Source organism: Magnetospirillum molischianum DSM 120 (genome assembly GCF_000294655.1).
GTDB classification, from domain to species: Bacteria; Pseudomonadota; Alphaproteobacteria; order Rhodospirillales; family Magnetospirillaceae; genus Phaeospirillum; species Phaeospirillum molischianum.
Genome location: NZ_CAHP01000014.1, coordinates 218,949 through 232,576, shown reverse-complemented (window position 1 = coordinate 232,576; position 13,628 = coordinate 218,949). Strand labels below are relative to the sequence as shown.

The 13,628-nt window shown below is 61.9% G+C and carries 18 protein-coding genes, 1 tRNA gene and 5 pseudogenes; 13 read left to right on the top strand and 11 right to left on the bottom strand.

Going from position 1 to position 13,628, the window contains the following annotated elements; genetic code table 11:
• Positions 1-85: 85 nt before the first annotated feature.
• Positions 86-601: a hypothetical protein gene (locus PHAMO_RS05380; protein WP_002727200.1), complete on the bottom strand. Its 516-nt coding sequence runs from the start codon at positions 599-601 to the stop codon at positions 86-88.
• Between the two features lie 163 nt (positions 602-764).
• Here PHAMO_RS05380 and PHAMO_RS05375 point away from each other — a divergent pair, with 163 nt between their 5' ends.
• The 3 genes from PHAMO_RS05375 to PHAMO_RS05365 are packed head-to-tail and all read left to right on the top strand — an operon-like array spanning position 765 to position 2,451.
• Positions 765-1,370, top strand: coding sequence for a glutathione S-transferase N-terminal domain-containing protein (locus PHAMO_RS05375; protein ID WP_002727198.1), 606 nt, complete (start codon positions 765-767; stop codon positions 1,368-1,370).
• Positions 1,367-1,795: a cupin domain-containing protein gene (locus PHAMO_RS05370; RefSeq protein ID WP_002727196.1), complete on the top strand. Its 429-nt coding sequence runs from the start codon at positions 1,367-1,369 to the stop codon at positions 1,793-1,795. The genes PHAMO_RS05375 and PHAMO_RS05370 overlap by 4 nt, the downstream gene beginning before the upstream one ends.
• Complete coding sequence (locus tag PHAMO_RS05365) at positions 1,792-2,451, top strand: HAD-IA family hydrolase (protein ID WP_002727194.1); 660 nt, start codon at positions 1,792-1,794, stop codon at positions 2,449-2,451. The genes PHAMO_RS05370 and PHAMO_RS05365 overlap by 4 nt, the downstream gene beginning before the upstream one ends.
• A gap of 162 nt (positions 2,452-2,613) precedes the next feature.
• Here PHAMO_RS05365 and PHAMO_RS20370 read toward each other — a convergent pair.
• From PHAMO_RS20370 to PHAMO_RS19830, 3 genes and pseudogenes are all read right to left on the bottom strand, one after another.
• Positions 2,614-3,275 (bottom strand): annotated as a pseudogene (locus tag PHAMO_RS20370) (DUF3150 domain-containing protein).
• Positions 3,276-3,287: 12 nt separating this feature from the next.
• Positions 3,288-3,863, bottom strand: coding sequence for a CbbQ/NirQ/NorQ domain-containing protein (locus tag PHAMO_RS19835; RefSeq protein WP_002727186.1), 576 nt, complete (start codon positions 3,861-3,863; stop codon positions 3,288-3,290).
• 133 nt (positions 3,864-3,996) lie between these two features.
• A complete protein-coding gene (locus PHAMO_RS19830) occupies positions 3,997-4,263 on the bottom strand; it encodes a hypothetical protein (RefSeq protein ID WP_002727184.1) in 267 nt (88 codons plus the stop codon).
• A 118-nt stretch (positions 4,264-4,381) separates the two neighbouring features.
• Here PHAMO_RS19830 and PHAMO_RS05350 point away from each other — a divergent pair, with 118 nt between their 5' ends.
• The 4 genes from PHAMO_RS05350 (at position 4,382) to PHAMO_RS05335 (ending at position 6,002) form a co-directional block, all read left to right on the top strand.
• Positions 4,382-4,624 (top strand): type II toxin-antitoxin system Phd/YefM family antitoxin, encoded by a 243-nt coding sequence (locus tag PHAMO_RS05350; RefSeq protein WP_002727183.1) that lies wholly within the window; start codon positions 4,382-4,384, stop codon positions 4,622-4,624.
• Positions 4,624-5,055, top strand: a complete 432-nt coding sequence (locus PHAMO_RS05345; protein WP_002727182.1) for a type II toxin-antitoxin system VapC family toxin — start codon at positions 4,624-4,626, stop codon at positions 5,053-5,055. Before PHAMO_RS05350 ends, PHAMO_RS05345 begins: the two co-directional genes overlap by 1 nt.
• Before the next feature lie 267 nt (positions 5,056-5,322).
• Positions 5,323-5,577: a type II toxin-antitoxin system Phd/YefM family antitoxin gene (locus PHAMO_RS05340; RefSeq protein ID WP_002727181.1), complete on the top strand. Its 255-nt coding sequence runs from the start codon at positions 5,323-5,325 to the stop codon at positions 5,575-5,577.
• On the top strand, positions 5,577-6,002 hold the full coding sequence (locus PHAMO_RS05335) for a type II toxin-antitoxin system VapC family toxin (RefSeq protein WP_002727180.1): 426 nt from the start codon (positions 5,577-5,579) through the stop codon (positions 6,000-6,002). The genes PHAMO_RS05340 and PHAMO_RS05335 overlap by 1 nt, the downstream gene beginning before the upstream one ends.
• Here PHAMO_RS05335 and PHAMO_RS19970 read toward each other — a convergent pair.
• The 5 genes and pseudogenes from PHAMO_RS19970 to PHAMO_RS05315 form a co-directional block, all read right to left on the bottom strand.
• A complete protein-coding gene (locus tag PHAMO_RS19970) occupies positions 5,977-6,339 on the bottom strand; it encodes a hypothetical protein (protein ID WP_040566203.1) in 363 nt (120 codons plus the stop codon). The two genes, PHAMO_RS05335 and PHAMO_RS19970, sit on opposite strands and share 26 nt — an antisense overlap.
• Positions 6,340-6,391: 52 nt before the next feature.
• A pseudogene (locus tag PHAMO_RS20365) lies at positions 6,392-6,502 on the bottom strand (GTPase); the annotation flags it as partial.
• Positions 6,503-6,620: 118 nt separating this feature from the next.
• Positions 6,621-7,478: a GTPase family protein gene (locus tag PHAMO_RS05325; RefSeq protein ID WP_002727176.1), complete on the bottom strand. Its 858-nt coding sequence runs from the start codon at positions 7,476-7,478 to the stop codon at positions 6,621-6,623.
• 13 nt (positions 7,479-7,491) lie between these two features.
• Positions 7,492-8,367, bottom strand: a complete 876-nt coding sequence (locus PHAMO_RS05320; RefSeq protein WP_002727175.1) for a hypothetical protein — start codon at positions 8,365-8,367, stop codon at positions 7,492-7,494.
• A gap of 11 nt (positions 8,368-8,378) precedes the next feature.
• Positions 8,379-8,888: pseudogene (locus PHAMO_RS05315) on the bottom strand (ERF family protein); the annotation flags it as partial.
• A 569-nt stretch (positions 8,889-9,457) separates the two neighbouring features.
• On the opposite strand from PHAMO_RS05315, the gene PHAMO_RS19690 reads away from it, so the two are divergent.
• From PHAMO_RS19690 to PHAMO_RS05290, 6 genes and pseudogenes are all read left to right on the top strand, one after another.
• A complete protein-coding gene (locus tag PHAMO_RS19690; protein ID WP_002727169.1) occupies positions 9,458-9,694 on the top strand; it encodes a hypothetical protein in 237 nt (78 codons plus the stop codon).
• Positions 9,679-10,797: a peptidoglycan-binding protein gene (locus PHAMO_RS18340; protein ID WP_162136948.1), complete on the top strand. Its 1,119-nt coding sequence runs from the start codon at positions 9,679-9,681 to the stop codon at positions 10,795-10,797. Before PHAMO_RS19690 ends, PHAMO_RS18340 begins: the two co-directional genes overlap by 16 nt.
• Positions 10,794-11,270 (top strand): L,D-transpeptidase family protein, encoded by a 477-nt coding sequence (locus tag PHAMO_RS05300; RefSeq protein WP_002727167.1) that lies wholly within the window; start codon positions 10,794-10,796, stop codon positions 11,268-11,270. Before PHAMO_RS18340 ends, PHAMO_RS05300 begins: the two co-directional genes overlap by 4 nt.
• A gap of 56 nt (positions 11,271-11,326) precedes the next feature.
• Positions 11,327-11,656 (top strand): hypothetical protein, encoded by a 330-nt coding sequence (locus PHAMO_RS05295; RefSeq protein ID WP_002727166.1) that lies wholly within the window; start codon positions 11,327-11,329, stop codon positions 11,654-11,656.
• Between the two features lie 189 nt (positions 11,657-11,845).
• Positions 11,846-11,992, top strand: a pseudogene (locus PHAMO_RS19965) (helix-turn-helix domain-containing protein); the annotation flags it as partial.
• Between the two features lie 42 nt (positions 11,993-12,034).
• Positions 12,035-13,230, top strand: a pseudogene (locus PHAMO_RS05290) (IS256 family transposase).
• On the opposite strand, the gene PHAMO_RS05285 reads toward PHAMO_RS05290, so the two are convergent.
• Together PHAMO_RS05285 and PHAMO_RS05280 are read right to left on the bottom strand one after the other, a co-directional pair.
• Positions 13,215-13,454, bottom strand: a complete 240-nt coding sequence (locus tag PHAMO_RS05285; RefSeq protein WP_040566201.1) for a hypothetical protein — start codon at positions 13,452-13,454, stop codon at positions 13,215-13,217. The pseudogene PHAMO_RS05290 and the gene PHAMO_RS05285 overlap by 16 nt on opposite strands.
• 65 nt (positions 13,455-13,519) lie before the next feature.
• Positions 13,520-13,595: transfer RNA gene (locus PHAMO_RS05280), tRNA-Glu, on the bottom strand.
• Between the last annotated feature and the right edge of the window lie 33 nt (positions 13,596-13,628).

Here is a 13,628-nt window from a genome sequence, read left to right as displayed (position 1 = left end):
TGGACTTCTCTTCGCTGGCACTGGACGTGTTAAAGGTTGTACTCATTATCGTCGTCGTCTCCGTCTGGGGGGGACTTGTCGGAGGTCAGGCCGGAAAGGTGCCAGATCGTTCGAACAGGTGGACATTGGCTCCGCCCGCCGCGCGCAGCAGGTCGGTTGCGGTTTCTTCTTCCTGGGAGGAATCTACGCCGACCCACAAGATGACGCTTCCGGCGGCGAGGGCGCGCGCGAAGTCGGCGGAATCGGGCAGGGCGGAAACCTCGTCCAGGACTTCCTTGATCGCGGCCCCACCAACTCCCGCGGCAATCAATCCGGCGATCGCGGCTCCGACCGGACCGGCGGCGATCGCGATCAGACCGGCGGCGACCAGCGGGCCTTCGTATTTCAGCTCGCCGACCAGGGCGACCAGACCGTCGCGCCAGGACCGTTCTTCGCCGTTCGCAACGTCCAGCGATTCGTGCGAAGCCAATACCGATAATCGATGGCGTTCAAAGCCACTCTGGACCAGGGCGTTCACCGCCGACTCGAAATGGGCCTGGTCGGCAAAGGTGCCGACCACCTCGCGCAGAAAAATGGCGCGGGGGGGTGTCGCGGTGGTCATGGTGGGGTCTCCTTAGAACGTCGTCACCAGGGGGGCCTTCAATCTGTACCGATTGTGACCCATGCCGGGCACCGTGCCTAGGGCGCAATTGTCGTGTTCGGCTCTTGACACCCGGACCTGGGCAGCCAAACCTGTGTTTCCCCTTCGGCCGCACGAGGCAAAGATGAAGCTGCGCACCTCTGCCACCTCTCCCTACGCCCGCAAAGTCTGGATCGTCGCTCACGAGGCCGGGTTGGTCGATCGGATCGAAGCGGTTCCGACCAATGTCTGGGACCCCGCCACCGATGTCGTGCGCGATAATCCGCTCGGCAAGGTGCCCGCCCTGATCGCCGATGGCGGCGAGGCGATCTACGACTCGCCGGTGATCTGCGAATATCTCGATTCGCTCCATGATGGGCAGAAGCTGGTGCCCGCCACCGGCGGCGCCCGTTGGACGCAAAAGCGGCTGGAGGCGTTGGCGGACGGTATCCTCGATGCGCTGTTGGCGAAGCGGGTCGAAACGACGATGCGTCCCGAAGAGAAGCGTTGGCCCGATTGGATCGCACGGCAGGAAGCCGCCGCTGACCGTGGGCTGGCTCAGTTGGAAGACGAAGTTTCCGCCTGGGGGGATACGTTCCAGATTGGCCAGATCGCGGTCGTCGCCGCCCTGGGCTATCTTGATTTTCGTTTTCCTGAAACGTCGTGGCGCAGCCGTTATCCTGCCCTGGCAGCGTGGTATGTCGCCTTGTCGCGGCGTCCGTCGGTCGCGGCGACGGAACCCGTCGCATGAGTACAGCGGACGAGATTATTGCCCGGCTGGGGCTGCGTCCTCATCCCGAAGGTGGCCACTATGCCGAAACGTGGCGGCATTGTCCCGAGGTGCCGGAGGATCGTGGTGCCGGAACCGCGATCCTGTACCTGCTGCGGGCAGGCGAGCGTTCGCATTGGCATCGGATCGATGCGACCGAGATCTGGCATTTCCATGCCGGGGCACCGTTGAACCTGCGTCTGTCCGATGACGGGCGGGACGAACGGTCGGTGATCTTGGGGTCTGATCTTAGCCTCGGCCACGTTCCGCAGGGCGTGGTCGCACCGGGGGTCTGGCAGGCCGCCGAGCCGCTGGGCGAATGGAGTTTGGTTGGCTGCACCGTTTCGCCCGCTTTTTCCTTCGCCGGTTTCGAACTGGCCCCACCGGACTGGAGCCCCTCGCCATGACTTTGGCTGCCCTGATTTTCGACGTTGACGGTACCCTGGCCGAAACCGAGGAAGTTCACCGCGAGTCCTTTAATCACGCTTTTGCCGAGAACGGCCTCGACTGGCACTGGGATCGCCCGGTCTATCGCGATCTGTTGAAGGTCGCGGGGGGGCGCGAGCGTCTACGTGCCTTCGCTCCCAATACATCCGACGCCCAAGTCGCCGCGCTGCATGCTGCCAAGACTGCTCATTATACTCGTCTGGTCACCGAAGGGGCTCTTTCGTTCCGGCCGGGGATCGAGCCGTTGATCGAGCAGGCGCGGGCCGAGGGATTGAAGCTGGCTCTGGGGACCACCACCAGCCGCGCCAACATCGTCGCGCTGTTGGGGGGACGGTGCGACTGGTTCGACGTTATCGTCTGTGGCGAGGACACGCCGAAGAAAAAGCCCGATCCGTCCGTCTATGTCATGGTGCTGGAACGGTTGGGCCTTCCGGCGCAGAAGTGTCTGGTGATCGAGGATTCTTCACACGGAGTTCAGGCCGCTCGCGGTGCTGGGCTGGACGTGGTGGTGACCGAAAGCGTCTATACCGGAGGCGACGATTTCACCGGTGCGCTGGTGGTCTATCCCGATCTCGGCTCGGTCGATCTGGACCGCCTGCGCCGATTGCGGGGATAAAACAAAGCAAATCTATATGGCGCTCGCGTCGAGCGGGAGAGAGAATAGACCGCATTGGACGGTCTTCTCTCTTCTTGAGGGGGTGATATAAATTAGTTGTTTCAAATGCAACTGCGTTGCAATGCGCCGATGACTATTAACAATTTGTGTGAGCGGATTTTATTATGTCATTGGGCTTCCGCAGCCTCTGCTCAACAAGGGGGCCCTTGTGAGTATCATCTCGGCTCTACTGTCGCAGCCACGACGCCAGTTTCCAGAAGTGTCCACTTTGGCGGCTTCCCCGAACAGCGAACCGCCAAGGGTGTTGACCGCTTCGGTCAGAGTCTGCCCGGCTTGGCCCTTGGGCGGCACGACCTTGAACATCTGCCAGGCGAAGCCCAGCCGTGCCCGCACGGTGTCGATCCCCACCAGCGAGCGGGCAATCAGCGATTCCCACCGGGATTGTTGCTAACCCATTCCTGGATGGCCTGATCGTAGCGGGCGAGGAAGGAGTCCTTGGCGGCGGCGAAGTCGGTCGCGATGACGTTCAGTCCCTCGCTCACCGGCTTGACCGCGTTTTCGGGAAGCGCCCAGCCACCGAGGAACCGCACCCCGTGACGGTCCAACAGCGCAATGGCGCGGGCCTTGAGGGTGGCGAACACCCGCAAATCCTCGGGATTGCAGACCTTCTTGCTCCCCAGCGAGGCCAACTTTTCCGGGGGCAAATCCAGGGTGCCGAAATCGGCGGGGGTCAGCTTCTTCCTGGCAGACCAGATATTGACATCCAGCCGCAGGGCGATGAGTTGCTTCAAGACGGTGATGTCGGTGGGAATGGTGTTGGTCATGGCAGTGGTCCTTTAGGAAGCGGAGGGAAACAGCCGCTGCCCCAGTTCGTGGAGCAGGGCGCGGGTCGGCGGGGAGGCGCGAAATCCCAGCGCCCGGTCGAGGGCGTAGGTGACGGGCTGGATGCCCGCACGAGCCAAGGGTTGGAACCGCTGGGTCAAATCGGCCCACCGGATCAGGGTGCGGGTGGAAAAGGTGACTTCGATGCTTTGGTGCTGGCCGTCGCTGTCGCCAATGAACAAGCGGCGAACCTCGTTGGCGAACTCGACCATGGTGGAGCGCAGATCGGCAGGCAGCGCCGGAGCCCGACGTTCAAGAATCTGGATTTCCGCCGTGGGGTCTGGGTAGGCCACCTCGCACAGCCAGAACCGATCCATGAAGGCGAGGTTCTGGCGAAGTGTGCCCTGGTAAAGCCCAGTCCCATCGGAGCCGCCATTGGTGTTGGCGGTGGCGACGAAGCGGAACATCGGATGGGGCGGGATCACCTCGCCGCCGTTTTCCGGGATGCAGAGCGGCGCACCATCCAACACCCCGTTGAGCCCGGCAGCCGTGGCCGGGTCCAGCAGGTCGATCTCGTTGAGCAGGAACAAAACCCGCCATGCTTCATCGCCAAGGCCAGCGGCCCGTGCTGGAAGCGCATGGAACCGTTGTCTACGGTCAGGTGCCCGGCCAGGTCCGAGAACTCCAGCCGTCCGTGGCCGGTGACATCGAACACCGGGTAATTCAGCCGCGCCGCCACTTGGCGGACAAGCTGGTCTTGCCGCTGCCGGTAGGACCGAAGAGGTAGAGGGGATCGCTCCCGCCCATGAACCACACCACCAGATCCCGCATGGTTGCGGGGAACAGGTAGTCGGGATCGATGGCGGGAGTGTGCCGACAGGGTGCCGCGTAGCCCTTGATTTGACGGCCCGAGGGCTGGCCGCTGAACAAGGCTCCGGCATCGAAATCGACAGCCGAAAGGCTGCCGATCTCCGCGATGGGATCGGTCATGATGACGTCCTTTGAGTTGAGGGGGCTGCATTTCAAGGCTCGGCCCCATGGGACCGTTGCGCCACCGGGGACGGTGGCGGTATAAGTGACCAACTACTTGGTCAGATAGGAGGCTGGAATGACCTCAGTGAACTTGGCCGATGCCAAGGCTCATCTCAGCGAACTGGTGGCCCAGGCCGAGGCCGGGGAAGAAATCTGCATCACCCGTAGGGGCAAGCCGGTCGCCCACTTGACCAAGGTTCAAGCCCAGCGCCGTCCGGTGGCATTGGCGGCGTTGCGGGCCGTGACCGACACCATGCCGATGCAAACAATCGGAGCCGGAGAGCTTCTGCGTCAGATGCGTGACGAAAGCCGCTATTGATGCTGTATCTGGATACCTCGCTGCTGGTGGCCGCCGTGACCAACGAAGCCGCCACCGAGCGGGTTCAGTTTTGGCTTTCCGAACAAAATCCCGACGACTTGGCGATCAGCGATTGGGTGGTGACGGAGTTTTCCTCGGCCCTGTCCATCAAGGTCAGGACCGGAGCGCTCACGGTTCAACACCGTGCCGCCGCCTTGACGCTGTTCAATCGCTTGGTGGCCGAGTCCTTTCAGACTCTGCCCGTCCAGAGCAGCCATTTCCGCATTGCCGCGCGGTTTGCCGACGACCATAGCCAAGGGCTGAGGGCAGGAGACGCCTTGCACCTTGCCATCGCCGGAGAGCGGGGAGCCACTCTCTGCACCCTCGACCGCCGACTGGCGGAAGCGGGTTTGGCGATGGGAATCGCCACGGACATGCTGGCGACGATCTGAAAAACTCCCATTCGGGGGCGTTTGCCCCCGTTCCCCCAACCGGGAAGCACAGCTTCCCGGACCCTTTTATTTCTCAACCAATTGAAAAAAAGGAAACTGGAGATTCGGAGGCTGGCCTCCGAACGGGTCCGGGCGGTAGCCCGGCCGCGAAAGCGGCGTTTTCCCGCACCCTTTTACAGGTAGCCGATCTCCACGATGGGATTGCGGACTGGCGTTGCCGCCGCCAAATGTAGTAACGTGTCTACGTTTCCTTAGGGAGAAGCCGCCATGCCCATCACCACCGTCTCAAGCCGGGACTTCAACCAGGATGTTGGCCGTGCCAAGAAGGCCGCGCAGGCTGGTCCTGTTTTCATCACGGATCGAGGGCGGGCGGCCCATGTGTTGCTGACCATTGAGGAATATCAGCGCATTACCGGGAAGGGCGTCAGCATTATCGACCTTCTGTCCATGGACGCGGAACCCGACATCGCGTTCGAGCCCGGCAAGGCCGAGATTGTCGTGCGACCGGCGGACCTGACCTGATGTTCCTGCTCGACACCAACGTTGTTTCCGAGTTGCGCAGGGTGAAATCGGGACGGGCCGACAAAGGGGTCGTTGCCTGGGCGTCCACACTGGACGCCGGGACGCTGTTCTTGTCGGCCATTACCATCATGGAGCTGGAGATCGGCATCCTCCAGGTTGAAAGGCGGGACGCCTCTCAGGCGGCTTTATTGAGGGCTTGGATGGAGACGCAGGTGGTGCGTTCCTTCGCCGACCGCATTCTGCCGGTGGATTTGGCCGTGGCCCAGCGGTGCGCCTCCCTCCACGTTCCCGATCCCCGAAGCGAGCGGGATGCCATGATCGCTGCCACCGCCCTGGTTCACGGCATGACGGTGGCAACGCGCAATGTGGCGGATTTCGAAAGGACAAACGTTCGCTTGTTCAACCCCTGGCAGTTTCTTTGCTGAGGGGAGAAGCCGACAGCGTGATGCCGTTGCTGCGGGCCAGGACGCGCATGATGGTCTGTGCCAGCATTTCCAGATTCCATCCGGTTTCGGCGCGGCACGGGACGAAGTGTGCGATCCCCGGAAACACGCTCCTGAGATCGCTGATTTTTCGGCCGATGTTTTCCTGCTGAAGCGGGCTCGGGTCTCGCCCGGCCTGCCGGTGGATGGGGTCGATCTTGTCGCACCCATTGATGACGATGATCACATTTTCCCGCTGGCCGTTTTGTCGAAAAAGCCTCGTGAACACCCCCTGGTCGATGCTGAAATCCCGGTTGTCGGCACGGACAAGGTAAACCACAACGTCCGATTTTCTCAGAGAGATAATTTCCTATCCGCAATTCGTATTCCGCGCTTTGCACAACCCGCGTGCAGGCGGCAACGTCGCTGGTTTCCATCAGTCTCCGACCGGCCATGGCATTGACGATCGAGGACTTGCCGTAGCCGCTTTTGCCGAGGAACACCACCTGCACATCGTGGGAATGCGAGGCACCATCGTTGCGGCTCCAGCGCCGATGATCCTGCGGATCAATTCCTCGACCGGCGCTTCGTGGCGGACTTTGACGATCAGCGTCACGGGCGTCACCACCAGCCTCTCAAGACGCTGCCGATCTTACCGGCAACCCAATCTACCGCTTTGGCAAGCGCCTTTCCGGCGACCTCAACGATCACGTCGAGAATCCCCTTCTCGGCATCCCTCTTTGCTTTTTCTGAGCGGTATTCCCTCTGCACCTCGCGCAGCACGCTGATCCGCTTCTCGGCAGGCAGGACGTGAATGATGCCGTCCACCAGTTCCACCAAGCCATATTTCTCTGCGGCGGAAACGGCCAGAACCTGACCGAGAGGCAGGCCGAAGACCCCCGCCACCACGCGGCATTTTTCCTTGATGTTGGCCGTTTGGCGGGAGCCCGGCTGACGCGCCTTTTCGTCCCATTCCCGGAACGGCTCGATCTTGTCCACTTGGTTGAGGACAACGAAGAAGGGCTTGCCGACATCCAGATACGGCCTGACCAGACGCTTGAAGAAATCCTCGTCCACGGCCAGGGCGCGATCATCGGCCTTGACGATCCACAGCACCAGATCGAGCTTGGGAAGCCATTGCCGATAGAGCGCGTCATATTCGGCGTCACGATCACCGCTTTCCCCCACGCCGGGAACGTCGAGCAGGGTCAGGCCCTTGCCCGCAAGGTTGAGCCTGACCTGTTGGGCCGTGCGGGTGCAGGCGGCAATGTCGCTGATCGGGCATATGTCCCGGCCGAACAGGGCATTGCACAGGCTGGACTTGCCCGCGCCGGTCTTGCCGAAGACCCCGACCATCGGCTCGTATTGGATGATGTCGTTGAGCCGGGCCGATATTTTGGTCCGGTATTCCGCAGGGATAAGGATGCCCTGCTTCGCCAGGGAATCAAGGAACGATTCCACGTTGTTCACGTCGATCATGGTCTTTCCTATCTTATTTGAGGGGAGAGACCGTCAAACGGTCATAGTCGTTGCCGTTGGTGGTGATTCGCTCCAGCAGCGCGTCGGCGTCATCGGGACCAAGGCGATTGGTCAGTTCCACCCGCAACTTGGTTTGGTCGCACCAATCGCACAGGGGGTGAAAGCCTGGGCAAATGGGAAGGTTCGAATCTTCCTGCCGCATTGCGTGCCACAGGGTTTCTGCGGTTTTCAGCACCAAATCCGTCATATTGGCATCCGGTCCATAGGGACCGAATGCCTTGGCGTCGTTCATCGATACGCACAAAACCCAGCCTTCCAGATCCACCCTCTCGGGCGTATCCGGCAGGACAATTCCAAACAGAGCCTGGACGAGTTGGGGGAAGGTGCGCTGGCTCAAGCCCTCGGCACCGAATACCGGCTGGTTCCAATAGGCATAGAGCAAGCCGATCTGCCCATAAAGCTGGACCTCGTAACCAGGGCTGAGAACATCCGGCAGGCGGGCCGTGCTTTTCAGTTCCTGCACCCGGACGACACCATCGGCCACCAAGGTAAGATCCAGGAGAGCACGGATCGGCACGTCGCCAGGGGTTATGCTGATTTCCAACTGAGACATCAGCGTGGCCCCATTGGCCCGGAAGGCCGGAATCAATCCGGCCTCCAACCAGTGCCCTCGTTGCAAAACCAGTTGTCGTTGCAGGGTCTCGGTGGGCTTGCCGCCGATCTTGTTCAGCACTGCCGCGCGCAGGCAAGTGATCGCCCGCCCCACGTCGGACAGCCCGATATCGGTGCGGCAATCCCCGAGGGTGCGGACGGTTTCTTCGCGGCCATGGCGCACCAAACCGCGCGCCACCTGGGCGAGCAAGGCTGCCGCCCGTGAAGTGTCGGACATGGCTTCCTCCGTCAGGCCGCGTAGCGCCACCACAATTTGCGATTGCCGTCCCAGCGAAATCCCGCCTGCTCCAGCAAAGGCCGCTTCTCGCGGGCATTGCCGCTGGCAATGACGCAGGTTTTGCCGTTGGAAGCGGCGACGGTCTGGTAGTCGATGCCGTCGATCTTCGGCAGCCCCGCCGGAGCGTTCGGTTGGGACGCCGCAGGCGGTGTGGATTTATCGGCAGCCTTGGCGCGATTACGTGTCGGCATGGACGCTTCGCCATCGTCATCGGTTTCGCTCGCCAGCCCGACCAGGGTGGCGAGGCCATAGCGGCGCGCGTAGGTCAGAGCCGAGCCATACCCTTGCGGATCGTTTTTCGGCAGCGGCATCACCATCAGGGACGATTGCCACTGCCCGGACTCGCCATGAACCAGCTTGGTCATCAGCCCCAAATGCCCGACCTCGACCGCCACCGGCACCTGAACCACCCAAACCGCCTGAGCGATCAGGGCATCCCGGCAGGCATCAATCACCGCGTTGAGCGTGGCATAGTGCTATTTTACGAACGGATTTTCAGCGTCCTTGCACACCGGCGCCAAGGCCCGCTGCACCTTGACCATGGTTTTGGCCAGTTCGCCCATTTCGGGCGAGGACAGAAACTCCCCTGTCATCATGGTTTCCTCCAAAGGCGAAACGCCCCGCCTTCGTCAGGAAGGCAGGGCGTCGGTTGCTATCGGAGGGGTGATATGTATCTGAAATTATTTAGAATATTTTAGAAATAACCGCTGGACAAATCCCGACGCTGACGAGCTGAAATGGAAATTTGATGTCGGCTTTGCGCCTCATGACGGCCGCTCCGTCGATCGGCACCCATTCCTATTACCGGACCTTCCCCGTTTCCACCGGGCTGCCGGGGCTGTGGCACAACGTCTACGCAAGAACAAAACGTGATTAACGGGGCGATCACCACCTTGCTCCCCTGAGTGCCATCACCACCACAGCCACGCTCGGACGGTTCCCGCCATCCGGGCTTTCTATGCCCGAATTTCGCTCGGCGCCGGCAACGGCACCGGGCTTTTTCGTGCCTGTAGCGAAGGGAGCACCACCGATGTTCGAGGACATCCAATCCTTCTTCACCACGCGGCCGAAACGGCCCGCCTCGTCGCTGGGGGCCGGCGCCTCGGCCGAGGACGATCCCGCCATGCCCGCCTTCCGGAAGGCGTGGAAGGATGGCGCTCTGGTCGAGGATCTGTTTGGCCCCAGCCCGTTCCCCTGCATGGCACGGTGGGGTGCAGCGGCGCCGACAATTTCCGCCCCGACGTCGCCAAGGTGGAAACCTTCCTGAGCGATGCCGGCTATTACAAGCCGCTGACCGGCGACGGCCCCAGCGGCTCGCACAATGCCAACCTGGATCAGGCCATCCGCAGTTTCCAGAAGGATAAAGGCCTGGAGGTGGACGGCGGCCTCAAGCCGGGTGGCCCCACCATCGGCAAGATCGGCAGCCTGCTGGGCGGCGGCGAGGTGCAAGGACAACACGCGGGCAATCCGGGCGCGCAACCCCAGAATTTCTGGGGCGGTCCCAAGGGCGACTGGCCGGAGCAGGGCGGGATTACCGGCACCTTGCCGTCTCCCCATGACTGGGATCGTCTGTTGCAGGGCCACACCATCAACCAGGAAGGCATCGACGCCAACCAGGGCTATGCCGAGATGCTGCTGCGTGATTCCGATCCCAGCCAGACCGTGCGCATGCTGAAGCGGGCCATCGACAATTACGGTGACCAGGGGCGCGGCGACGTGGCCGACCTGCTGGCGCGTTTCCAAAAGATCGACGGCGCCAAGGCCGAGACCCTGCGCCGCGAACTGCACAAGGCCACCGGCGAGATGCTACCCTATCGCCTTGCCCCCTTGGGCGAAGGCTTCCGTGAACCGACCGAGGAGGAGCGGATCGCCGCCGCCCCCAAAGCCCCGTTCGGTTCTGCCCAAGGCGCCGACCGCTGGGCGGCGGGCAACATGGCCGACGCGCTGTTGGGCAAGGGCGACTACACCGATGCCGTCACCCATTTCCGGGGCGAGATCGGCCGCAACCGAGCCCAGTCCATGCCCTATCTTGCCGCCGTGCACGAGATCATGGGTGAGAAGAATCCTGCGCTGGCGGCGAGGTTTGCCACCCAGATGGACAAGGCGGGGCTGACGGGGCGGAGCCGGAAAAGAAGCCGGAAGGATCTGGAGATGCCAGCGTCCTGTCTGCTCCCATTCCCCCAACCGTCACCCCTGGCCCCATTCCACCCGCCAAGCCTGGAGAAACCGATATCGTCATTCCCGCGCCGCAACCGGTTCCGCCGACACCGCCTGCCACGCAGCCCCCAGAGAGCAAGCCAGCTCCGGTACCGCCAGAAACCTCCCCGCCTGTTCTCGGGAAACCTGAGTCGGGAGAGGGTGGGCCGATGAAGCCGGCCCCCGACCTTCATCCGTTGGTGACCATTGAATTCGACGGAAAGGAATTCAAGGCCGTTGAAAACGGCAAGGTGATCAAGAACTGGCCGGCGGTTTTAGGCCGTCCGGGATATCAGGGAGCGGAGCATCAGGGAGATAAGGATAACGGGCCCCTTCCCGAAGGTGAGTGGGTTTTGAGGCAGGATAACTACCAGAAAATCGGCCCGAGAGACGCAGTGCTTGGGGTAATCAAGCCTGGAAAACATGGTGCTTGGCCGGGCAGTGTTCCCGTTTGGGGCACTGAACGGGTTTGGCTCGAACCGAGCAAAGGGACAGACACCAAAGGTCGAGATAACTTCTCGGTTCATGGTGGTTGGCAGCCAGGTTCGGCCGGATGTGTTGATTTGACCGGAAAAATGGGTGAGTTCGCAGGCTATTTCCGAAACTTGGGTAAGGATGTGACGGTCCGCGTTCGCTACAATCGTTGACTTAATCTGGAAAACAAGGCGACCCGGGGGGCGGTGGCCTCCGGGAGTAGAATGCCATGGACCGTATCCGCCGCTGGTTGTTTTGGCCTCTTTTTTTCTTGGGGGGGATAAATGCCGCGCTGCTCCTCATTACCGCGGCAGATCCATATATGGATCCCCAATTTCCCATTGGCGCGACGGAGGGGCCGTTTGCCGGGGCATGCAACTATAAATCTGCACGCATCTATTTCTTCTCCGCGTTGGCAAGCGGACTTTGCAACCTCGCGGCAACGGTCGTCGCATGGTGCTGGCGGCACCAGTGGGTTTCCATCGGGGTGCTCTTAGCAGGCCTGATTGTCGGGCCTCTTTCCGTCGATTATTTGGTGTGCTGGTCGATGGCGCAGTAGGGCACCTTTATCCACCTGCCTTACTTTTGCCCTACTAGACCCTATGTTCGCCACCCGTTTCAGGGGGCGAACATAGGGTCCAACGGCAAGCACTAGAGCATCATCCATTCATATGGAATCATTAAAGGATTCCTAAATTACTCGCAAAATGTGATTCAAGATTTGGGCTGGTGAAGGAGGCCAGCCCTGATGGCGACATCCCTTTCCCGCGATCTCCGAGAGCGTGTGATCTGGGCGGTCGAAAGCGGGCAATCGTGCCGGGCCGCCGCGAAGCGATTCGGGGTTGCCGCCTCGACGGCGATCAAATGGGTGAGCCGCTGGCGATCGGAAGGACACGCCGTGTCGAGGCCGCGTGGCGGCGACCGTCATTCGCACCGGATGGAGGCGTTGGCCGAAGAGATCCTGGGGCTGGTAGAGCAGACTCCCGACATCACCCTGGCCGAGATGAAAGCTTGCAAGCTGGCCGATGGGCGTGACCGGGTGGTGCGCCACGGTCATGGCCCGGAACGGAGCCTCCAGACCGGGATCGGACCGGTGGCGGTGTCGCGGGTGAAGCTCCGCGACCGGGGCGCCACCAGCGGCGCGGACCAGATCCGCTTCACCTCGGCGATCCTGCCGCTTTGGGCGCGGCGGACCAAGAGCCTGGATGCACTGTTGCCGGCCTTGTATCTGCGCGGAATTTCGACCGGCGACTTCCAGGAGGTCTTGTCGGCTCTGCTCGGCAAGGAGGCCCCCGGCTTGTCGCCCGCAGTGATTTCCCGGCTGACGGCGGAGTGGTCGGGCGAATACGAACGCTGGCAGAAGCGTGACCTGTCAGCGCGCCGCTATGTGTATGTCTGGGCCGATGGGGTCTATCTTCAGGCCCGGATGGAAGACAGCGCCGAATGCATGCTGGTGCTAATCGGCGCCACCCCGGAAGGTCGCAAGGAGCTGATGGGGTTCCAGGTCGGCGTTCGCGAGAGCACCCAAAGCTGGCGGGAATTGCTGGTCGATCTGAAGGCTCGCGGTTTGGCCATCGCTCCGGAACTGGCCATCGGTGATGGCGCCCTCGGCTTCTGGAAAGCGATGGACGAGGTGTTCCCCTCGACCCGCCACAGCGCTGCTGGCTGCACAAGACCCGCAACATCCTGAACAAGGCGGCCAAATCCGTCCAGCCCGGCATGAAGAAGGACCTCGCCGAGATCTGGATGTCGCCCGACCGGGCGGCGGCGGAGAAAGCCATCGATGTCTTCGCCGCCAAATACGGCGCCAAATATCCCAAGGCGGTCGAATGCCTCGAAAAGGACCGGATGCCCCTGCTGGCCTTCTACGATTTCCCTGCCGAGCATTGGGTGCATCTGCGCACGACCAATCCCATTGAAAGCGTCTTTGCCACCGTCCGGCACCGCACCGTCCGGACCAAGGGGGCTTTGTCGGCGACGACCGCCAAGCTGATGGTCTTCAAGCTGGTCATGGCCGCCGCCAAAACCTGGCGTCGTCTCAAGGGCGAAAATCAGTTGCCCAAGCTCATCAGTGGCATCAAATTCATTGACGGTGTCCAGAACCCCGAGGCCGTTTCTCAAACCGCCGCCTGATCGGGCTCGTCACCCAGATTCCAGCATAGCTCAGGCGAAAGCCGAGGCGGTTCGGTTCGTCTGAAAATGATGCGGCGCAACTTGCGCCGCATCAGACCAGAAAGGCAGGTCAACAACCTGGAGGCATCAATGCGGCCGTCCGCGACCTTGGGATCGAGCGGAACCAAGCTCAGAGGGCTGTTCGGTTGGGGGTGGATGATAATCCGGCTCGGGGTTGGTCTCATGCCGTACCATTGCCGTAAAACGACTAAGGCCGCTCTTTCGAGCGGCCTTAAGTCATTGAAATCGCTGGCGTCCCCACGGGGATTCGAACCCCGGTTGCCGCCGTGAGAGGGCGGTGTCCTAGGCCTCTAGACGATGGGGACGTTAGGAGGCGCGGTGCGGTTTTATGGCGGAAT